Annotated in this window: 20 protein-coding genes and 1 riboswitch; of the genes, 5 read left to right on the forward strand and 15 right to left on the reverse strand. The window is 51.7% G+C overall.

The features are described 5' to 3' along the window. Positions 1–2: 2 nt before the first annotated feature. The 4 genes from BLW33_RS07865 to BLW33_RS07880 all read right to left on the reverse strand — a co-directional run bounded on the left by BLW33_RS07865 (position 3) and on the right by BLW33_RS07880 (position 3,341). The gene (locus tag BLW33_RS07865; RefSeq protein WP_090307299.1) at positions 3–680 is read right to left on the reverse strand and encodes an ATP-binding cassette domain-containing protein; all 678 of its coding nucleotides are present in this window, start codon (positions 678–680) and stop codon (positions 3–5) included. Continuing rightward, positions 667–1,335 carry an ABC transporter permease gene (locus BLW33_RS07870; RefSeq protein WP_090307302.1) on the reverse strand — a complete coding sequence of 223 codons (669 nt, stop codon included), beginning with the start codon at positions 1,333–1,335 and terminating at the stop codon, positions 667–669. Before BLW33_RS07870 ends, BLW33_RS07865 begins: the two co-directional genes overlap by 14 nt. A gap of 647 nt (positions 1,336–1,982) precedes the next feature. Further along, positions 1,983–2,831: an ABC transporter substrate-binding protein gene (locus tag BLW33_RS07875; RefSeq protein WP_090307304.1), complete on the reverse strand. Its 849-nt coding sequence runs from the start codon at positions 2,829–2,831 to the stop codon at positions 1,983–1,985. A gap of 63 nt (positions 2,832–2,894) precedes the next feature. Continuing rightward, entirely contained in the window at positions 2,895–3,341 is a 447-nt protein-coding gene (locus tag BLW33_RS07880) for a hypothetical protein (RefSeq protein WP_090307307.1), read from the reverse strand. A gap of 192 nt (positions 3,342–3,533) precedes the next feature. Here BLW33_RS07880 and fdhF point away from each other — a divergent pair, with 192 nt between their 5' ends. The 3 genes from fdhF to BLW33_RS07895 are packed head-to-tail and all read left to right on the forward strand — an operon-like array spanning position 3,534 to position 7,605. After that, positions 3,534–6,221, forward strand: a complete 2,688-nt coding sequence (gene fdhF, locus BLW33_RS07885; protein WP_090307309.1) for a formate dehydrogenase subunit alpha — start codon at positions 3,534–3,536, stop codon at positions 6,219–6,221. An 18-nt stretch (positions 6,222–6,239) separates the two neighbouring features. Continuing rightward, on the forward strand, positions 6,240–6,854 hold the full coding sequence (gene mobA / locus BLW33_RS07890; RefSeq protein WP_090307312.1) for a molybdenum cofactor guanylyltransferase: 615 nt from the start codon (positions 6,240–6,242) through the stop codon (positions 6,852–6,854). Next, on the forward strand, positions 6,838–7,605 hold the full coding sequence (locus tag BLW33_RS07895; protein ID WP_090307314.1) for a formate dehydrogenase accessory sulfurtransferase FdhD: 768 nt from the start codon (positions 6,838–6,840) through the stop codon (positions 7,603–7,605). The genes mobA and BLW33_RS07895 overlap by 17 nt, the downstream gene beginning before the upstream one ends. Here the strand turns inward: BLW33_RS07895 and BLW33_RS07900 are convergent. The 9 genes from BLW33_RS07900 to BLW33_RS07940 form a co-directional block, all read right to left on the reverse strand. Further along, the gene (locus BLW33_RS07900; protein WP_090307317.1) at positions 7,602–8,348 is read right to left on the reverse strand and encodes a 2Fe-2S iron-sulfur cluster-binding protein; all 747 of its coding nucleotides are present in this window, start codon (positions 8,346–8,348) and stop codon (positions 7,602–7,604) included. The two genes, BLW33_RS07895 and BLW33_RS07900, sit on opposite strands and share 4 nt — an antisense overlap. Positions 8,349–8,358: 10 nt before the next feature. Then, the gene (locus tag BLW33_RS07905; protein WP_090307319.1) at positions 8,359–10,200 is read right to left on the reverse strand and encodes an NADH-ubiquinone oxidoreductase-F iron-sulfur binding region domain-containing protein; all 1,842 of its coding nucleotides are present in this window, start codon (positions 10,198–10,200) and stop codon (positions 8,359–8,361) included. Further along, positions 10,197–10,670, reverse strand: a complete 474-nt coding sequence (locus BLW33_RS07910; RefSeq protein WP_242911629.1) for an NADH-quinone oxidoreductase subunit NuoE family protein — start codon at positions 10,668–10,670, stop codon at positions 10,197–10,199. Before BLW33_RS07910 ends, BLW33_RS07905 begins: the two co-directional genes overlap by 4 nt. Before the next feature lie 15 nt (positions 10,671–10,685). After that, entirely contained in the window at positions 10,686–10,961 is a 276-nt protein-coding gene (locus BLW33_RS07915) for a MoaD family protein (RefSeq protein WP_090307322.1), read from the reverse strand. A gap of 102 nt (positions 10,962–11,063) precedes the next feature. Next, positions 11,064–12,860, reverse strand: coding sequence for an aldehyde ferredoxin oxidoreductase family protein (locus BLW33_RS07920; RefSeq protein ID WP_090307324.1), 1,797 nt, complete (start codon positions 12,858–12,860; stop codon positions 11,064–11,066). After that, positions 12,857–13,336 carry a 4Fe-4S dicluster domain-containing protein gene (locus BLW33_RS07925; protein ID WP_090307327.1) on the reverse strand — a complete coding sequence of 160 codons (480 nt, stop codon included), beginning with the start codon at positions 13,334–13,336 and terminating at the stop codon, positions 12,857–12,859. The genes BLW33_RS07920 and BLW33_RS07925 overlap by 4 nt, the downstream gene beginning before the upstream one ends. A 48-nt stretch (positions 13,337–13,384) precedes the next feature. Beyond that, positions 13,385–13,496: riboswitch (molybdenum cofactor riboswitch) on the reverse strand. 103 nt (positions 13,497–13,599) lie between these two features. Further along, positions 13,600–14,526 carry a site-specific integrase gene (locus BLW33_RS07930; protein WP_090307329.1) on the reverse strand — a complete coding sequence of 309 codons (927 nt, stop codon included), beginning with the start codon at positions 14,524–14,526 and terminating at the stop codon, positions 13,600–13,602. A gap of 56 nt (positions 14,527–14,582) precedes the next feature. Beyond that, positions 14,583–17,729: a type I restriction endonuclease subunit R, EcoR124 family gene (locus BLW33_RS07935; protein ID WP_090307331.1), complete on the reverse strand. Its 3,147-nt coding sequence runs from the start codon at positions 17,727–17,729 to the stop codon at positions 14,583–14,585. Continuing rightward, positions 17,719–18,309, reverse strand: coding sequence for a restriction endonuclease subunit S (locus BLW33_RS07940; RefSeq protein WP_090307335.1), 591 nt, complete (start codon positions 18,307–18,309; stop codon positions 17,719–17,721). Before BLW33_RS07940 ends, BLW33_RS07935 begins: the two co-directional genes overlap by 11 nt. A gap of 123 nt (positions 18,310–18,432) precedes the next feature. Here BLW33_RS07940 and BLW33_RS07945 point away from each other — a divergent pair, with 123 nt between their 5' ends. Continuing rightward, the gene (locus BLW33_RS07945) at positions 18,433–18,708 is read left to right on the forward strand and encodes a type II toxin-antitoxin system RelB/DinJ family antitoxin (RefSeq protein ID WP_090307337.1); all 276 of its coding nucleotides are present in this window, start codon (positions 18,433–18,435) and stop codon (positions 18,706–18,708) included. Continuing rightward, positions 18,709–18,987, forward strand: coding sequence for a type II toxin-antitoxin system YafQ family toxin (locus BLW33_RS07950; RefSeq protein ID WP_090307340.1), 279 nt, complete (start codon positions 18,709–18,711; stop codon positions 18,985–18,987). Between the two features lie 57 nt (positions 18,988–19,044). Here the strand turns inward: BLW33_RS07950 and BLW33_RS07955 are convergent, their stop codons facing one another. Both BLW33_RS07955 and BLW33_RS07960 read right to left on the reverse strand, forming a co-directional pair. Next, positions 19,045–19,920 (reverse strand): restriction endonuclease subunit S, encoded by an 876-nt coding sequence (locus BLW33_RS07955; RefSeq protein WP_341456152.1) that lies wholly within the window; start codon positions 19,918–19,920, stop codon positions 19,045–19,047. A gap of 70 nt (positions 19,921–19,990) precedes the next feature. Then, on the reverse strand, positions 19,991–20,211 hold a 221-nt coding region (locus BLW33_RS07960; protein WP_143032599.1), incomplete at its 5' end, for an integrase core domain-containing protein.

A 20,211-nucleotide genomic window follows, 5' to 3' on the forward strand; every position in this document is an offset into this window, starting at 1 on the left:
GGTCATACTCGCTGGCACTGCATATACCGGCTGACCGTTTCTGTCCGGGGATTAAAAATGACCTGCTCCGTGTCCCCGGATTCGATGATCCTTCCCTTTTCCATAAAATGCACCTGGTCGCACAGATCGTTAATCTGGGCCAGCTGATGGCTAATGATCAGCCAGGTGATGTGCTCTTTCTCCTGCCAATGGTGGATGAAATCCTCAAATTGCACAAGGCTCTCGGGGTCCAGGTTCGAGAGGGTTTCATCGATGATGACGAACCGGGGCTTAAAGACCAGAGACCTTATAAAGGAAAGCTTTTGCCGCTCCCCGCTGGATAGCCCCGGGGCGTATTGATCCCGCTTCTCCCAAAGGCCGGCCTGGGTAAGCCACTTCTCCATTTCCCCTTCCTCTGGCTTTATATGGCGGATATCCAGGGGATAGGTAAGGTTCTCCAAAACCGTGCGCTTGAGAAGGTAGGGGCGCTGGGCCATTAGGGTGATGTCCCTGGGCCCGCAGTCCTCCCAATCGATCTGTCCGGCATCTAAATCCATGGCGCCCATGAGGAGCTTGGCCAGGGTGGATTTCCCACAGCCGTTGCCCCCCAGCAGCCCGTGGATTTTACCCGACTCCAGGCCCAGCTCTGGGATGCTGATGGTCAAATCTCCGATGCGTTTTTCTAAATTAGTAATTATCAATTTCCCGTTTATCCCTTTGCAAAAAATCAGCCCCCCATTGGAGGAGGAAGGCCATGAGGAGCAGCACCACCCCCAGGGTGATGCCCTCGGTAAAAATCCCCTGGCTTTTCAGCAGGGAGATGGCAGTGGTCATGGTTCGGGTGTGGTATTTCATATTGCCCCCCACCAGCATGACGGCGCCGACTTCACTGATGGACCGCCCAAAGCCGGTGATGATGGCGAAATATATTTCCCGTTTCAGCTCCCTTCGCACCAGGCTCTGGGTTTGCCGGGGAGATGCCCCAATGCACTGCCCAAAGAAGCGAATGGCCGGGGCCTGCCTTTCCGCACTGGCATAGACCGTCCCACAGATGATGGGGGTGATGATGATGGTCTGGGCGATGATCATCCCCGGCAGCGTGAAGAGGAGGGAGAGAAAGCCCAGGGGCCCATTGCGCATGAGCAGCATATAGGTCAAAAGACCCACCACCACCGGGGGAACCCCCATGAGGGTGCGGTTGATCCGGATGACCAGGCTCTTGCCTTTAAACTGATGGCGCTCCAGCTTTAGCCCCAGCCAAATACCCAACAGGGCAGAGATGCCCGTGGCACAAATGGCCAAAGTAAAGGTCACCTGGATGGCGCTCAAAGTCGCCCCATCCCATAAGAATTCCATGATATCCTCCTATAAAAGAGGGATGCTGGCGCATCCCTGCAGAGTGAAGACAAAGGTTGTAGGGCGGCAGGGGTAGCTCTCAGTGAGGGACGGGGAGGTGGACATATGCTTTCACTTCGTCTGCTTACGGATTCGGACATGGAGTGTTACCGAAAGTGCTGCACACTTTCGAACACTCACAAGTCCGCCCCGATGCAGACTTACGTGAAAGATATGTCCGCCTCCCCTCTGTTTGCAAATGCCGCCGCAGCAATTTTGTGGCTTAGCGTTTAAAATAGCCGTAAAACTCGTGAGGACTGATCTCAAGATATGTTAGCATGGAGCCCCTGCAGGGTATAAATGATCAAAAGCTGTTTTCTAACACCTTAGCCCCATATCAATCCGAATGGCAATTCTCCACTTTGTCCTCGCTCTGCAGAACGAACGGAGGACAACAAATCTGTCGCGGCGGTATCCAGAACCAAAAGGGTGGGCGGACATATCCTTTGTGTAAGTCCACATCGAGGCGGACAAGAATGTGTTCGAAAGTGCAACGCACTTTCGGTAACACACCTTGTCCGAATTCGCAAGTGGACGGAACAAACGGCATATGTCCACCCGCCCGACGCTTATAGAGAGCTGTCCCTACCGCCTAGCTTCTCTTCCCCTTAATTATCCGTCCCAGCGTTAGGGGTGAACAAAGCCTGTCCGTAATCCGATACGCCGTATTCGCCAATGAGCTTTTGGACTTTTTCGGAGCAAATCCACTTAATAAAGGCGTTAGCCCCATCGATATTGGTGTTCGGGTATTTGTCCGGGCTGACGGCGATAACGCCGTATTGATTTAAGAGGTTTTTATCCCCTTCACAGACAATATCGATATCCATGGGGACATCCGCATCCTTGGACATCTTAAGCCAGGTTCCCCGGTCCGTTAAGGTATAGGCCTTCTGCTCGTTGGCCATGGTCAGGGTTGCGCCCATGCCCTGGCCAGATTCCACGTAGTTCGGATTCTGGGCAGGGTCCAGGGATAAGGTCTTCCAAATCTTCTTTTCCTTCTTATCCGTCCCGGAATCATCCCCCCGGGAGACAAAGGGGAGCTGCTGATTTAAAACTGCCGTAAACACCGTGTTTATATCCTCGGTTTTAGCGATGGGTCCCGATGGACCGACCACCACAAAATCATTGTACATCACCGGGAAGCGTTCCACACCATAGCCCGCTTTCACAAATTCATCCTCGCTGGCCTTGGCGTGGACCAATAAAACTGCCACATCGCCATTTTCACCCATTTTAATAGCTTCACCCGTTCCCACGGCATCCCATTTCAGGGTGTAACCCGTATCCTCCTTGAAAATCGGTGCCAGGTAATCTAACAGACCCGTGTCATCGGTGCTGGTGGTGGTTGCCATGAGCAAATCCCCCTTATCCTCCACCGCTTTTTTCTGGGTCCCGCAGCCCGAGAGCATTAAAACCATACTTAAAGCCAAAATAATCCCTATCCATACTTTTTTCATGACACATCTCTCCTTTTTGATTTGCAATTTTGATCCTATTGACTTCTGACATCCGCCCCTTGATCAACACTCCTTTCCTGGGCATATTGACTCTTCTTCCGTTGATTTGATGGCTCCACCCCGGATCACCCGAGCATAACACATTTCCTGCTGAAGGGCACACTGCCCCATGCCTACTGGGCAATTTTCAAAAGGACATCCCTTTCCCCTTTGGGTAATGATCACCTGGGCATCCCCAAGGGTCAGAACATCCCCTTGTTCTAGGTTGGACAAACTCCCTTTAAGGATTAAATTTGCCTTGACCCGGGCAAAGCAAAGCCCTGGCGGGACCTGATTTTCCATCCAGGCCTCTAAGACACTGCCCATGAGGGTCAGCTGTTTATCTCCGCCCAGGCTGTGGAAATCTCCATCCAGACCTTTACCCTCGACTAAAAGCCCCTGGGACAGGGCCTTTATCGGACCGCCCTTTTCCCACTGACACTGTATTCTTTCAATTTGATATCTTTTCAAATGCGATTTCTCCCTGGCTCTATTCTATATCTTATTATACACGATTTCAATCCAATTTCTACTCTTTTTCTTTTACATCGGCGCTTTCTAAAAATGCTTCTGGTCTTTTCTGCTGAAATCGGCTAATATAGAACTATGACATCAGCCCGAATCGACATAAATGGATACTATCGATAACGAGGAGATAATAAGATGATTAACCTAACCATTGACGGCCAATCCGTATGCGCATCCCCTGGGATGACCATCCTCCAGGCCGCTAAAACCGCTAATATTGAAATCCCCACCCTGTGTTACTTTAAAGATTTTTCCCCGGAGGGGAGCTGCCGGATGTGCCTGGTGGAGGTGGTGGGCGCCAGACGCCTTGAAACCGCCTGCTCCACCCCGGTGGCCGAAGGGATGGTGGTCTATACCAACAACGCCGCTGTCCGCCGGGCAAGACGCTTTGTCCTGAAAATGCTGTTCTCCGAGCACAAATTCGACTGCCTGACCTGCTATCGCTTTGATACCTGCAAGTTTGTGGAATACAATGGCAATTGCATCGAATACGATGAGGAAAAATCCTTTGGCCAGACCTTTGAAAAAAATGCCCCCATTGACGATTCCAACCCCTTCTACACCTACGACCCCAATAAATGCATCCTGTGCAACCGCTGTATCAAGGTCTGCGAGCACCTCCAGTGCAACCATGTCCTCTCCCGGAGTGAACGGGGCTACGAAACCGCCATCGGCCCAGTCTTTAACATGCTCCGGGGGGATAAACGCACCCATTGCGTCAGCTGCGGGAACTGCATCGCCGAATGCCCCACCGGAGCCCTGGCCCCTAAGAAATACGTTCCCCTGCCCTCCACCAAAACCGTGGAAACCATCTGCCCTTATTGCGGCGTGGGCTGTACCTTAAAGCTGAAGGTGTACGATAATAAAATCACCGATATCATGAGCGTTCCCGGCCATGTCAATGACAACCTCCTCTGCGTCAAGGGGCGATTCGCCTACGATTTCGTGGGGAGCCCGGATCGACTAAAGACCCCCCTGATCCGCCGAAATGGCCAATTGGAGCCGGCGACCTGGGAGGAAGCCACCGCCCTGATCACCGAAAAGCTCACCGCCGCCGTGGCCCAGGGGCCCCAGGCCGTGGCTGGCTTCTCCTCGGCCCGATGCACCAATGAGGAAAACTACCTCTTCCAGAAATTCATCCGCACCGTGGGCAAAACCAATAATGTGGACCATTGCGCCAGACTGTGTCATGCCTCCACCGTGGCAGGCCTGGCCCGATCCTTTGGCAGCGGTGCCATGACCAACAGCATTGATGAAATCCCCCTGATGGATGTCATCTTAGTCTCTGGCTCCAACACCACCGAAACCCACCCCGTCATCGGGGCCAAGATCAAGCAGCGGGTACAGGCCGGAGCAGCCCTCATCGTCGCCGAGCCCCGGCATATTGAGCTGGCCGACTACGCCGATGTCTTCCTGCAAATCCGCCCCGGCACCAACGTGGCCCTCTTCAATGGCCTGATGAAGGCCATTTTAGACGAGCAGCTGGAAGACCGGGCCTTCATCAATGCCCGTACCGAGGATTTTGAAGCCTTTGAGGCCTACTTAAAGACCCTCACCGTAGAGGAATGTGCCGCCATCTGCGGCGTCGACCCCGAAGAAATGCGAAAGGCCGCCAGACTTTACGCCACCAAGGCTACCGGGGGAATCTTCTATTCCATGGGCGTCACCCAGCACGCCACCGGCACCGATGGGGTCATGAGCACCGCTAACCTCGCCATGATCACTGGAAAAATCGGACGTCCGGGTTGTGGGGTCAATCCCCTCCGGGGGCAGAACAACGTCCAGGGAGCCTGCGATATGGGTGCCTTGCCCGGGGATTACACCGGCTACCAAAAGACGGCCAACCCCGAAGTCGTCGCCAAATTTGAAAAAGCCTGGGGGGTTACCCTGCCCACCAATATCGGCCGCACCGTCACCGAGATCGTAGACGATGTAGAAGAAGGCATTGTGAAATTCCTCTACATCATGGGGGAAAATCCCCTGGTCTCCGACCCCAATACCAACCATGTCAAGGCCGCCTTTGAAAAGGCTGAATTCATCGTCCTCCAGGATATCTTCCTGACGGAGACGGCGGAATACGCCGATGTGGTTCTGCCCGCCACGGTCTACGCCGAAAAGGACGGTACCTTCACCAATACCGAACGCCGGATTCAGCTTCTTCGAAAGGCCGTTACCGCCCCAGGGGAAGCCCGGGAGGACTGGCGCATCCTCTGCGATTTGGCCCAGGCCATGGGGGCTCCTGGCTTCGATTTTAACAGCACCGCTGAGATTATGGATGAAATTGCGGCCGTGACCCCCAGCTACGCCGGGGTATCCCATGCCCGTCTGGATCGGGGAGACCGCATCCAATGGCCCTGTGCCCATGCCGATTCACCCGGGACCCCCTTCCTCCATCAGGGGAAATTTACCCGGGGCAAGGGCAAGTTCAATATCGCCCAGTATCTGCCCCCGGAAGATCAGCCTGATGATGCTTACCCCATGATCCTCATGACCGGACGGATTCTCCAGCACTACCACACCCGGACCATGACCATGCGCACCCCAGGCATCCAGCAGCTCGTTGGGGAGGCCTTTGTGGAAATTAATCCCCAAACCGCCCAGAACTACGGCTTTATGGAAGGCCAGCTTCTCCAGGTGACCTCCCCCCGGGGCACCGTCCAGGCCAAGGCCGCCTTTAACCAGGGCATTCAGGAAAACACCCTATTCATGCCCTTCCATTATGGCGATACTGGAGCCAACTGTCTCACCGGAGGAAAGGTGGACCCCATCGCCAAGATTCCGCCCTTTAAGGTCTGCAAGGTCAACCTCCGGCAGGTGGATTAGTGGCCTCGGAGCATTGGCGTGACCGATTTTAAAACTGCCGCTATTTTGGTGGGGGGCAAAAGCACCCGGATGGGGCTGGATAAGAAAAACCTGGTCCTTGGGGAGGAGGGACTCCTCCAATCCATCGTCCACCAGCTGTCCCCCCTCTTTGAGGATATCATCGCCCTGGGCTGCCCCCGGGAGGCGGTGGCTCCGGTAACGGGCATTCGGGCCTTTTATCCCGATGCCCTGGCCACCGCCGCCTCCCTCACCGGGATTTACACCGGGCTGTGCCATACCGAATCCCGCTATCTCTATGTAACGGCCTGCGATATGCCCCACTACAATCCCCGGTATATCCGCTATATGATGTCCCGGCTGAAGGAGGACCCCACTAGTGGCTGCGTCACCCGCTACCAGGAGTGGATTGAGCCCTTCAATGCCTTTTACAGCCCGGCCCTTCTCCCCACCATGGAGGCTTTCCTTAACAGCCGGCGAAAAAGCATCTTTAAGTATTTAGAAGGGGAATCCATCACCTATATCCCCGAAGCCACCGCAAGACGCTTTAGCCCAAACTGGGAGATGTTCTGTAATTTGAATACACCCAGGGACCTGGCCACTCATTTAGGAGGACCCCATGACCATCTATCGTGAAGAAATCGAAAAAATTACCCCAAGGGGCATCATGCGAATGGCGGACCCCATGGTGAAGGAATACCCCGTGTCCCTCACCCTCAATGGTGAGCCGATCATCACCCTGATGACCCTTCCCTGGGACCTTGAGGAGCTGGCCCTGGGCTTTCTCTCCCTTAAAGGATTGATACCGGGGATGTCTGCCGTCACCGATCTCACCATCACCCCTTTCCCTGAGACCCCCGGTGCCACCATCGCCGTCACCAGCTCCACCACAGGGGCCCATCAGGGGGATTTTTTTAGCCTCTCCGAGGAGAGCATTGCCTCACCCCATAAAAAAAAGGGGCACTGCCCCCTGACAACCTCCTTCGAGGATGCCATGAACCGTGCCCACATGGATGTGGATGCCTTATTTCAAATGATGGATGCCTTTAGCCGGAAGTCCGAGGTTTTTGTCACAACCGGGGGAGTCCACAGCATCGGCCTGTATCAAGACGGGCAGCCCCTTTTATTTTACGATGATGTCAGCCGTTACAATACCTACAATAAGCTCTTTGGCGGTATCCTCCGCCATGGGCTGTCCACTGAGAGGACCATGCTCCTCACCACCGGACGGATTCCCTCGGAGGTCATGGGTTGGATTATCGCCCGGGGCATTCCCTGGGTGATGTCCATCTCCGCCCCCACCCAGGGCAGCGTCCAGCTGGCCCGGGAACACGGCGTCACCCTCATGGGTTTCGTCCGGGGCGAACGGCTGAATTTTTACGCCTAAACTTCCCCGTAAGTATGGGCCAAGGCATCGCTCATGGCGGCCTGGCGGCAATGGGTACAGAGGGTCTCCCCGGGATGGCCGGCTTTTTTAGCGGCATACTGCACTTCGGCGTAGGTGCCCAAGGGTGCGCCACATTTTTGGCAGAACACCAAGGGGAACCGCCGTCCCCAAATTTCCCGGTCTGTGGGATTTTCGGTAAAGCTGATGGCTCCGGTGGGGCAGACCTTGGCACAGGATAAGCAGCCGATGCAGACATCGCTGGGCTCATCGTAGGGGGTGGCTATTTTTTTCTCCGTCCCCCGGCCCACGGTGGCAATGGCCCCGGTTCCGATGGCCCCACAGGCCTGGGCGCACAGGCCGCACATCACGCATTTTTCATTCTCGATGGCGGCAAAACGGCTGCCATCCAAGGCGCCGTATTTTTCGCACAAATCTTTAATCTCCGGACTTTCCGGTGCCCGAAGGGCCAGGAGCATCAGTACCGCCGCCCGGTCCCGACGTACCCGTTCGCTATTGGTATAGACCTCAATGGGCTTATCCACGGGGTAGACGCAGGACACCACGATTTTGCTCCATCCCCGTTCCACCACCTCCACAATACACAGCCGGCAGCTGGCCAGTCCATCCATTCCCGGATGATGGCAGAGGGTGGGAATATCGATGTGGTTCCGCTTGGCGATATCTAAAAGATACTCGCCCTTTTCACAGGTATACACCCTATCGTCAATTTTAATTTCAATCATCTCAAACCCCCTACAACAATTCCACGGCCAGGGAACTTGCCGTTTTCTGATGCCCAGCCCCTTTTTTGACGGTGATAACCGCATCAAAATGACAGGCTTCCCGGCAGCTTCCACAGACGATGCACTTGGCCGGATCGATGGTATGGGGCGCCTTCTTCCCGCCGGATATGGCCTCCACCGGACATTGACGGCTACAGGCACCGCAGCCCACGCACACATTTTTATCGATGGCAAAGGCCACAAGCTTGGTACACACTCCCGCCGGACAATAGTGGTCCCTGATATGAGCTTCGTACTCTTCCCGGAAGAATTTGATGGTGGTCAGCACCGGGTTGGGGGCGGATTTCCCCAAACTGCACAAGGAGGCATCCTCCATGGCGTGGCCGATGGTTTCCAGGAGCTCAATATCCCCCTCCCGGCCCCGGCCTTCACAGATATCCGTCAGAATTTCCAGCATCCGCCGGAGTCCCTCCCGACAGGGGGTGCATTTTCCGCAGCTCTCTTCGCAGAGGAACTTGGTGTAATACCGGGCAACTTCCACCATACAGCTTCGGTCATCCATGACGATCATACCGCCGGAACCCATCATGGCGCCGTAGGCCTTCAGGGTGTCAAAATCCACCTCTAAATCCAGCATGGATTCTGGGATACAGCCCCCGGAGGGTCCACCGGTTTGGACGGCCTTAAAGGGACGATCCCCTAAAATGCCCCCGCCGATGTCAAAGATCAGGTGGCGCAGGGTGGCCCCCATGGGAACCTCCGCCAGGCCGGTCCGTTTGACCTTGCCTACCATGGCGAATACCTTGGTCCCCCCGCTTTTTTCCGTACCCACCTGGGCAAAGGCGGCACCCCCATCCCGGATGATCACCGGGATATTGGCTAAGGTTTCCACGTTATTCAGCACCGTGGGATGGTCCCACAGGCCCCGCTGTACCGAGCGGATATACTTTGCCCGGGGTTCTCCAACCCGGCCGGCGATGGAGGCCATGAGGGCTGTAGATTCCCCACAGACAAAGGCCCCGCCCCCCCGAACCACAGAAAGCTTCAGCTTATGGTCGGTACCCATGACGGATTCTCCTAAGATGCCCCGGTCCTCGGCATCGGCAATGGCCCCCCGCAGCATCCGTACCGCCAGATCGTATTCATCCCGGACGTAGAAAAAACCCTCCTCGGCACCAATGGCGATGGCCGCAATAGCCAAGCCCTCCAGCACCACGTGGGGATTCCCCTCCATGAGGGAGCAGTCCATAAAGGCACCGGGGTCCCCCTCGTCTCCATTACACACCACGTATTTCGGAAAGACATCGTACCCCGCCGCTGTGCGCCATTTGCGCCCCGTTGGGAATCCGGCACCCCCCCGTCCCCGGAGATTGGAGGCTTCTACCTCATTGATAATGGCCTCGGGTGTCATGGTGAGGGCTTTTTTTAAGGCTTGGTATCCCCCGGCTTCAATATAGGCATCGATGCTTTCGGGATCCAGCCAGCCCAGGTCCTTTAAGGCGATTTTTTGTTGGTTGGCATAAAAGGGGTGTTCCTGCTGGGTTTTTACCCGTTTCCCATCGTTGTCCTTGCCCAGAAGGCTTTCGATGATTTCGCCCCCTTCAAGGGTCCGCTCCACAATGGCGGGGACATCCTTCACCTTTACCTTATAATACATGATGCCCTGGGGAAGAATCTGGACCACGGGGCCGCTCTCACACAGGCCGCTGCATCCGGTCTTTTTGATATCGGTCTGGACCTCGGCGGACAGATTTTTTTCAGCAATGATTTGCCCAAAGGCCTCGGCCACAGCCATGCTGCCATTGGCCCGACAGCCTGTCCCGCAGCAAATCAGGATTATCTGGTCCTTCATGCTTTATCCTCCTCTGCACATTCCTCTAAAATGGCCTTTAGCTTATCCAAGGTCACCTTACTGTGGTAGACATCATCCACCACCACCACCGGTGCCAGGGCGCAGGCCCCCATGCAGTTGACGGTTTCCAGGGAAAACAGCCCATCCTCGGAGGTTTCCCCCGGGGCCAGTCCCAATAGCCGCTTGACCCCATCCACGATGGTTAAGGACCCCCGGATGTGGCAGGCGGTGCCATCGCAGCATTTGATGATATGCTTGCCCTTGGGCTTTAGGCTCAGAGCCTTGTAAAAGGTCGCCATGGCGTAGAGGCTGGCCTCCGGCCGGCCGAGGTATTCTGACAGGGCCATAAGCCCGCTCCTTGGAATATACTGGAAAGTCCGCTGCATATCCTGCAGTATGGCCAGGGCAAACCGCTCATCCCTGGGATAGGCCTCCATGATTGTTTGAATTTGATTCGGTGTGATGTCCAACGCTGTCCTCTCCTTTCATCCCCCGGCCACCACCGGGAAGATTGCAACGGTATCCGACGGCACAAGGGGCGTGTGGATGCCATTCAGATGCTCCACATGGCGGCCATTGACCAGGATGATGATTTCATCCCCCAGAGTCTCCCCACCGGGAGCCAGGGCCACCCCTCTAAAATCTTTTCCATAGCGGTCGCTGAGCTGATGGATCAAGGTATATACATCCGGAACAGCTTCCATCTCGATGGCCTTGGTGCCGGTGTAATCCCTTATATAGGCAAAGAATTTTACTTTCATGGCTCCCCCTTCTGCCAGATATCGGGCTTCTGTACCCAACGGGGCTTTCCGCCATCCACCGGACAGCGTGAAAGCCCCATTATTTTTAAAATTTAATCGTCCTTAAAGATCTAAGGCGGTCTTCTTTTCCGGCGTCGGCACGCCATCACCATCCCATCCCCTTAAGGTATAGTATTCCTCAAGCATGGTGTAGAGCTCGTTCACCCGTCCCTTGGCAGGTCCTGCAGGCAGGGCTTCCCGAAGCAGCCGTGGCGGCAGGGTATCCTTTTCCACACCGGCGGCAATGTTGAACATCTTTTCCAGGTTCCAGACCCGTTCCCCCTTTAAGAGGATATCCTCATCGGATTCGTCACTGCCCACCGCCTGGCGATAGGCTTCGGCGTATTCAGGCAGGCCCAGGCTGAAGGAAGTGAATAAGCACATCCCCATGGAGTCGATGAGGGCGGTGAGGTCCTGGAAGATTTTAAGCATCCCGGCCTTTCCCTCGGTGACCAAGGGGTCCATCTTAACGGGGAGGCCCAGGATTTCCGGAGCGGTCATATACCCCCGGACATGGCACCCACCACGGTTAGAAGTAGCGTATTCCAGACCGATGCCCTGCTGGGCACGGCCATCGTAGGCCGGCATTTCCTGCTTTTTCACCGTCATGGACAGCTCTGGATGGCCGTACTTTTCAGCCATGCGGTAGGAGCCCTGGGCGATGAGATGCCCAATGCCCTCATCCTTACAGACCATTTCTACCAGTTTAACCACAACATCCGCATCCCCAAAGCGCACTGGGAATCCGATATCCTCTTCCGGGATATAGCCGGCTTCGTACAATTCCATGAGGCAGGCGATGGTGGAGCCCAGGGTGATGGGGTCCATGCCGTATTCATTACACAGGAAGTTGGCCTTGCACACCGCATCCAGACGATCCACACCACAGGCCGCCCCGAAGGACCAGCCCGCCTCGTATTCCGGGCCTTCTCCAGCAGACTTGAAGGGGCCATCCTTCACATGGACGATACGCCCGCAGCCGATGCAGCAGCCAAAACAGGCCTTATTGCGCACCAGGTATTCATCCACCAGGGCCTCCCCGGAAATGGCCTCTGCCTGTTCAAACACCGCACCGTCCCGGCCATTATTCACCGGCAGGCTCCCGCTTTCATTGAGGATGTTCACCAGGATTTCCGTTCCGTAGGCGGGAAGTCCGCCACCGGTTACCGGGTGGGCCAAAAGCTTGGTCCGGCAATCCGCCATGGAGGCCATAAAGCCTTCGTTATTGGCAACACTCAGGCCGCCGCTTCCCCGGACGGCCAGGGCCTTCAGGTTTTTACTGGCCATCACGGTCCCCAGGCCGCCCCGACCGGCTGCCCGGTGCTTGTCGTTCATCACTCCGGAGTACAGGCATCCCTTTTCCGCCACAGGCCCCACACAGGCGATGCGAAAGCTTTCGCCGCATTCTTCGTTGAGCATATCCGTGGTTTCAAAGACGGTCTTCCCCCAGAGATGGTCTGCATCCCGGAGCTCCACCACATCATCTTTGATGTAGAGGTACACGGGTTTTTCGCTGGCATTTTCAAAGATGATGCCGTCATATCCTGCGTATTTAAGTTCTGGGCCAAAGTAGCCCCCGGAATTGGCCGCGCCGATGGTCCCGGTCAGGGGAGCCTTGGCCACCACCTCATAACGGCCGCCGCAGGCTGCGGCAGTCCCGGTCAGGGGGCCGGTCATGAAGATCAGCTTGTTTTCCGGGCTTAAGGGTTCGACCTTGGGGTCGACCTCATCACAGAAATACTTGGTGCCCAGTCCCCGGGCCCCCACGTAGTCCCTGGCTAAATCCATTTTGAGGGGTTCTGTGGCAATGGACCCCGTAGCCAAATCGATTCTTAATAGTTTTCCAGTCCATGCGTTCATGAAATCGCCTCCTCTCCATAAGCGTCCCGCAGTCCATCGGCCACCGCTTTCTGACGGTTTTTATCCTCGGTGGCGTCTGCGTATTCAATGGCTCCCGTGGGGCAGTATTTTGCACACTGGGGATCCCCATCGCACAAATCGCATTTGTGGAGTCTGCCAGTGGCGGGGTTGATGCCGATATTCCCCAAGGGACAGGCATTCAGGCACATCTTACACCCAATACACTTATCCTGGTTCAGGGTGACCAGACCGTCTTCGCCCTTGGTCATGGCCCCCACCGGACACACCGCCACGCAGGATGCGTCGGAACACTGCAGGCACATCACCGGGACCGAAATGGCCGCCGCCTCGTAGGCAAAAACCGTCACATTGGACAGCTTTGGATTAAAGACCTGAAAATGCCCAAAGGAACATACCGTTTCGCATGTTCGACAGGACAAGCATTTCTCAGGCTTGATCAACAATTGCTTCGCCATAAAATTACCTCCTGGGAATAAAATAACACTATTATAAAAGGGTCCGTCCCCTTTATAATAGTGCCTCCTTTGCAAATACGGCAGGCCCGGCTGTTGCCAGTCAAACCCATGGTTCCACCCATCCCTGTGGGATGCGATGGACTCGGAGTTATTTAATTGATTTCATTATACGCCCTTCATTTATGAATTGCAAGTCCTTTTCAGAATGGGGTTGGAAGATGAAGTTGAAACAATTGCGGACCTTGTCCAACTACAACGCCATCCTAGCTTAAGCCAGATAGAGAGCGCATCACTAAATCGATATCCTTATTTTCAAGCTCTTGAATAATATGTAAATAAGTTTTTTGGGTCGTCGTCATACTGGCGTGACCAAGCCGCCGTGCAACACTGGCAATTGACACCCCGGCAAACAACAAAAGTGACGCATGGGTATGCCGCAAACCATGAATTGAGATTACTGGAACCTTTGCCTTCCTGCAATACCTTGCCAAAATATCATTCGCTGTCGAATTATATACCTTGCCTCCCACAAAAATTGGATCGTCCTCCGGTAACCCCTTGATTAATTCAGAAAACTGGATAACCGTTTGCCAATCAATTTGGATTTTCCGAATCGAGGATTTATTCTTTGTCGGCATAAAACCACCATTCCCTTTATAATCCCAGGTTTTGTTAATCGATAAGGTCTGATGGGAAAAATCGAAATCCCGGGGCGTCAGGGCAAGGGCTTCGGAAAAGCGCATTCCTGTTTTTGCCGAGAGCAGAATGAACCAATCCCATCCCACCTTGGGTTTAAGCTCCAAGGCCGTGAGCAATGTATGCAGCTCAAATTGATTTAAGTATTTGGGTTTCTTCTCCCGGGGTGTTTTTCCTTTTATAATCGCCTTTCGTGTAGGATCTCGTTTAATTAAGCCTTCATCCACTGCATCCAATATCGCGCCCTTAAGCTGATGGTGGAAATCCATGGTGGTTTGCCTCTCGTGACAAAGGGCATAATCATTGAGAAGCTGCTGGTATACGATGCGTGTCACCTCACATATTTTTACCCTGGGGATGAGCTTTTCAAGCCACTTATGGGTCATTGTGTATTTATCCATGGTCACCTGTCGAATGGCTCCCTGCTTATAAACCATAATCCATTTTGAATAATACTCACAAAAAGCATCTGTCCGCTTAATTTCACCTAACATCATTAAACCTCCGTTTTATTAAAACGGTCCGCATTGCTCCAAATAAAAATCAACGCCTATTCATCACCGACGTCAAATCCCTCAGAAAGAATAAAATCCCGCAGCAGTTGATCCGCCATCCGGTTCACCCTCGGTGCAATAATGGGCTTTCCTTCAACCCCTTCAAAATACGCTTGTGCCTTCTCTTTCACCATTGATGCCTTCAAATCATCAAAATAACCATACTCATTAATGCTGGTCTCCGAGAGATGGCGGCCCATTAGCCCCCGGAGCTTGTCCTCGTCTAACCCGAGAATATCTGAAAAATGACGAATCTGATCGTCCTTTGCCTTGTATTGGTATTCTGTAATATAGTCCCGAAGGGTTCTTCCTGCCGCTGGAACAACATCGCCACGCTGAACATCATGTAAAAAGATATTCGCATATTTTTGTTCCTCCTGGCTCAGGGCTGCAAAGGTCTTGTGCAGCTCATTCAGCGCCTCCTGAGTTAACTTTTCTGAGGTCCCGGGCTGTTGAATCAGCTTTAAATATTTCTGAAAACGGCTGTTCATGAAATCCGCATCAATCACACCGGTATCAATCTGAGTCAGATATCCATCGAGATCAAAGGGCAGCTCTTCATTACCACCGCCATCCTCTCCCCCGCGAGTGGACAATTCCTTATAGCGTTTCGCCAATACTAAATAACGCCCTTCATCAAAGGCTAATTCTACTGTGCTCTTCTTTTCCCCATCCTCCAAGGTATAGCTTAATTGATCCCATTTAAACCCCTGAACCCTGGCGGCCTCCAGATAATCCGTCAACGTCTTAAACAGCGAAGCAAACTTTCCGCACTCCGCTAAATCCTTGGGCAGCTTCTCAAAATCCGGTATCCCCGCTTGGGTGAAAATACCGAGAATTTCTTGATATGCGGTATTCATTTTCTCCAAATGGTAGGGAAGCTTCTGGGCGAACAGCACAATCGGCTTATCTCCGGAGTAGAGCTTAACCGCTGCATTAATATACCCCGCCATGGTATGGGGACGCCGATAATAGCGAATCACCCCGAAGGGCTTCTCGGGCCCAAACAATCGGTTAGTTCTGGAAAAGGCCTGAATAATATTTTCATATTCCAATACCTTATCCATATACAGGGTATTCACCCACTTCGAGTCAAAACCCGTCAGCATTTGATCCACGACAATCAGTAGATCCAGCTGTTCCTCTGATGTATTCTCAATCCGCTTGTACTGTTCTTTATGGGCCAGACGCATGGCAATATCCTTTTTAAAAGCACCATGTCGTGGAACGGAAAAAGCCTGTCCATAGCGCCGATTATAATCCGTGATGACTTCCACCAACCCCTCTTCCTTGAAAGCCACACCCCCATTATTATCAATGGTCGGATCAAATAAACAGGTCGTTCGCAGTGCAGGGATCATCTTCTTGATTGTACGATAATAGACAATGGCCTCTGGGATACTGGCCGTGGCAAAAATAGCATGGAATTTTCCGTTATGGCTAAGGGTCGTCCAATGATCCCGGATATCCTCCACTACCTTTTCCCGGTGCTCTGGGGTCCGGTATTGACTGTTTGGTAAATAATCCTCAATGCCCTTTACATACCCGCCATCCGCTCCAATATACCCTGCCATCGGCACCTTTAACTTATCCAGATAGTTGTAATAAACCGTGGTTTTTTCCGGATTATCAAAAACCTCTGCCTCTGTTTCTGCCTTTGCCCGTGATAAAGCAACCACCTTTCGCACATCCTGATCCCTAAAAGTCAAAACCTTGTAGGGATCGAAGCCCAGAACATTTTTATCCCGGATTCCATCGGCAATGCTGTAGCGATGGAGCTCACCACCAAACACCATAGCCGTCGTACTCATCTTCTTCTGGTTCTCCTCATGGATGGGCGTACCGGTAAATCCGAAAAACACAGCTCTTGAAAAAGTTGCTTTAATGGTAATCAGCATATCTCCAAAGGTGGAGCGGTGTGCCTCATCCACGATGAATACCAGGCGCTTTTCATTAATTTTCTCTATATCCCAATCACTCAATCCACCGTCCTCCGCTTTGATATTACTCATTTTTTGGATTGATGTTACAATAAGACCATCGGCGTGGTTCCCACTCTTAAGCTTAGTAATGAGAACATTTGTATTTTCTGTCGCCTGTACTGTCTCATTTTCCTCGGCAAAGGCCCGGTATTCCTTTAAAGACTGGGTGCCCAGCTCAATTCGATCGGTCAGAAAAACCACCTTATCCGCATCTCTGGAATTGGCGATAAGCTGAGCTGATTTAAAACTGGTCATGGTCTTTCCTGAGCCCGTAGTGTGCCAGATAAAGCCCCCAAGCTGGGTACCGCTGTCCCACTTGGTTTTAGATACCTTATCTGAAATCGCATTGGCAGCATAAAATTGATAGCTGCGCATCACCTTCAATATCCCGTCCGCATTATCGGCGACAGTATAATAGCCAATGAGTTCATGGGCCATGGGAATGGAAAGAAATTGGTCAGCAATACGCTTCCAATCATTAATGGGCTCATTATCAAAATCTGCCCAATGAAAATAATAATCGGGATTAAAACGCCCATCCGGTCCCGGATTGGCAAAATACAGCATCTCCTCAGGGTTCATGGCCACAAAGATCTGCACCAGGGCAAATAAACCCGTAAAGATGCCGGAATGGGCGTATTTTTCGATTTGATGCACCGCCTGGCTCACTGGCACACCACTGCGCTTCAACTCAATATGGATAACCGGCATCCCATTAATCAGCAGCATCAGGTCTCCCCGGCGATCGCTTAAAACCTTAGATGCCGTAGGAAACAGCGGCTGCTGTACGATCTGGTATCGGCTTTGCCCCGCGGCAATCTCCCGGCGATCATAAATCTTAAGGCCAACCTCCTTACCGAAATGAAGGATATCCTCCGGGTGATCCCGGGTAATGGTCACAAATTTATCAATAATAAAGCCATTGAGTTTCAGCGGTGTCCGAAGGCCTCTGATCTGCTCGATGATTTGCTGCATTTCTCCGTCCGTCAGGGGATAATCATTCAGACGATCAATACCCCGGTTATTATCGAAAATGATTTTCGCCCAATTGTCTACCAACTCCTTCTCCGTTGGATAAGCAATGACCTCTCTTTCCCATCCCTTTTCTGACAATAATCCAACAAGGGCCTCTTCAAATTCCGATTCTTTCCTAAATGGCATCTTCTTTTCCTCCAATTCTTTCAATTATTCGTTCTTTTATCCAGGATTTTGATTTTTTCAGCTTTAAAAGCTTACGCTGATGAAGGGTGATGAGGTTGTCGAGGTGCTTAAAATATGCGCCAATTTGCTGCTGCTCGGCTTTAGTCGGTACTGATGTTACTATCTCGGAGAAGCCTGTTTTATTTACTATTTGCATTGTGGCAGCAGCAGCTTTTCGCTTCATTTGTGCAGACCACAACTCACTTTCTGTAATCAGAAAATAAGGGTCGTTTTCTTCATTTGGCGTAAGACTGTTTATCTGCTGATTAAAGCTGCCTTTTACTTGTAATAAAGAGTTTTTCCCTATACTTGCAATACAGGTAACAAGGATAGTATTTGGAGGGACTACTCGCCCAACTTTTTCTCCATCTTTGCTTAACTTTCTCGGAGTATCGCTTATTAGATTGCTGGTAATATCAGTAGGTGTTACCCACGGAATTCCATCATCTGAATAGTATTCACTATGACTGGTTGACGGTGTTGAACCTGTCATAATAATTCCAAGTTCCCCCAACTTCCGCTGTTCCCAAACTAACGGCATTTTTTATCCTACAATTTTCAGCTTTGAACCCCATCAGCTCCATATGCGGTGTCCATTTTTCCTTTATTTGATTGACATTGTATACTAATCGTAGTAAAATAATCATGAAAGGAGTTGATAACAATGGCAACAACACCAACCCAAATTCGAATTGACACCCAGGTCAAAACCCAGGCCACCAGCTTATTCAACGATCTCGGCATGGATATGTCCGGTGCCGTTAACATCTTCCTGCGCCAATGCATTCTCCGTGGTGGCCTTCCTTTTGAGGTCGCCCTGCCGAGCTATAACCAAAAGACCCTGTCCGCCATGGCACAAGCCCGGAAAATTTCCAGAGACCCCGAAGTAAAGGGCTATACGACCCTGGACGATTTGAAAAAAGCATTAGATGCCGACTAAATGTATACTTTAAAATTTACCACCGCCTATAAAAAAGGCTATAAGCGGATAAAAAAGCGCGGCCTTAGCCTTATCCGTCTCGATGCTGTTATCGAAATGCTTCGCAAGGGCCAGAAACTACCGGAGAAATATTATGATCATACCCTCAAAGGTTCTCTGGAGGGGTTTCATGAATGCCATATCCAACCCGACTGGTTACTGATCTATCTTATTGAAGATGATATTCTGACCTTAACCCTTGTGGATACCGGCAGCCACTCCGATCTTTTTAATCTATAGGACAAGAATTATCTAAAAGTCACCTGCTGAGGGTGGCTTTTTTATCTTTTCCTGAGTTTACTCTGAAACGAACATCTTTTCCAGCAAAGATTTCTTGATATTCTGCAGTTTTTCAGCCTTACGTTGATGAAGGGTGATGAGGTGGTCGAGAGTGGATAGATAACCAGCTATATGCTTTTGTTCACGAGCTTTTGGATACAGAAAACTCATAGTCAAGAATTCATCATAACTGATGCTTCTGCCGTCACGAATACCATAGGTCACGTTTTCTAATCGCCTTATAAACTCTTTGGAAGCGAAGATATATTTCCAAAAAATATCGTTATGGTTTTCTTGCTCTTTGAAGCCGAAAACTGTGTAAGCAGGCGAGGTTATACCCTCTATCGCTGAATGTGCGAAACCACCTTGAAAGGAACGAAGGTGTATAACAAACTGCCCTGGCAGAACTCTTTTGTAGCCTTCCTCATTCTTCTTATCGTGGAAGATATTGATGTTGTTATCATCTCGTTTAATCATTCCTCGGTCTTGCGTTGCAGATAAAACTGGTAACTCTGGATACCCTTTATCAGCTGTTGCAACAAACAATTCAGATGCCTTACGCTGTTCCCAAGGATTAGTAAATCCCTTAAATCTGATTTCAGGGATCGTCTCGCCATTTTTCGGAAACATTTTTTCCAACATGGATTTTTTAATATTTTTCAGCTTTAAAAGCTTACGCTGATGAAGGGTGATAAGGTTGTCGAGTTGTGTTAAATATTCCCCGATTTTTAGTTGCTCTTTCGAACCTGGGTATGGAATCGGCATCTCAATAAGCACAGAGTCCTTAATTGAAAAACGATCAGACCTTGCACCTGAGTCTCCATTCAATTTCATAAATGAATGCCAATATATAATGGTGCGCTTGTCAAGACAAAAATCCGAAGGATTTATAATGAATAATAGGCAGGTGTGTTAGTAAGGTGTGGGAAGGCAAACAAATGAGATCTTGATACGGCTAAATAAATCAAACAACATAAGGCAGAAGCATGGCAGGGTAGTAACATTCAGCAGGTCTTTTATAATCCAAGGAGGAGTGGCACCGCTCAAAATTATAGGTATGGATGTAGTGTCCGATGGCGACCCGCGCTTCTCTGATATTATTGTATTGGGTCAAGTAGGCTTCCTCATACTTAAAGCTGCGGAACCACCGTTCAATCATGATATTATCCGCCCAGCGGCTTTTCC

Origin of the sequence: Eubacterium aggregans (assembly GCF_900107815.1) — a bacterium.
Lineage (GTDB): Bacteria > Bacillota > Clostridia > Eubacteriales > Eubacteriaceae > Eubacterium_O > Eubacterium_O aggregans.

Bases quoted from the DNA above. Each gene is read 5' to 3' on its own strand.
- BLW33_RS07870 (WP_090307302.1), bottom strand. From the start codon at position 1,335: ATGGAATTCTTATGGGATGGGGCGACTTTGAGCGCCATCCAGGTGACC.
- BLW33_RS07875 (WP_090307304.1), bottom strand. From the start codon at position 2,831: ATGAAAAAAGTATGGATAGGGATTATTTTGGCTTTAAGTATGGTTTTA.
- fdhF (WP_090307309.1), top strand. From the start codon at position 3,534: ATGATTAACCTAACCATTGACGGCCAATCCGTATGCGCATCCCCTGGG.
- BLW33_RS07895 (WP_090307314.1), top strand. From the start codon at position 6,838: ATGACCATCTATCGTGAAGAAATCGAAAAAATTACCCCAAGGGGCATC.
- BLW33_RS07900 (WP_090307317.1), bottom strand. From the start codon at position 8,348: ATGATTGAAATTAAAATTGACGATAGGGTGTATACCTGTGAAAAGGGC.
- BLW33_RS07905 (WP_090307319.1), bottom strand. From the start codon at position 10,200: ATGAAGGACCAGATAATCCTGATTTGCTGCGGGACAGGCTGTCGGGCC.
- BLW33_RS07915 (WP_090307322.1), bottom strand. From the start codon at position 10,961: ATGAAAGTAAAATTCTTTGCCTATATAAGGGATTACACCGGCACCAAG.
- BLW33_RS07920 (WP_090307324.1), bottom strand. From the start codon at position 12,860: ATGAACGCATGGACTGGAAAACTATTAAGAATCGATTTGGCTACGGGG.
- BLW33_RS07925 (WP_090307327.1), bottom strand. From the start codon at position 13,336: ATGGCGAAGCAATTGTTGATCAAGCCTGAGAAATGCTTGTCCTGTCGA.
- BLW33_RS07930 (WP_090307329.1), bottom strand. From the start codon at position 14,526: ATGTTAGGTGAAATTAAGCGGACAGATGCTTTTTGTGAGTATTATTCA.
- BLW33_RS07935 (WP_090307331.1), bottom strand. From the start codon at position 17,729: ATGCCATTTAGGAAAGAATCGGAATTTGAAGAGGCCCTTGTTGGATTA.
- BLW33_RS07940 (WP_090307335.1), bottom strand. From the start codon at position 18,309: ATGCCGTTAGTTTGGGAACAGCGGAAGTTGGGGGAACTTGGAATTATT.
- BLW33_RS07945 (WP_090307337.1), top strand. From the start codon at position 18,433: ATGGCAACAACACCAACCCAAATTCGAATTGACACCCAGGTCAAAACC.
- BLW33_RS07950 (WP_090307340.1), top strand. From the start codon at position 18,709: ATGTATACTTTAAAATTTACCACCGCCTATAAAAAAGGCTATAAGCGG.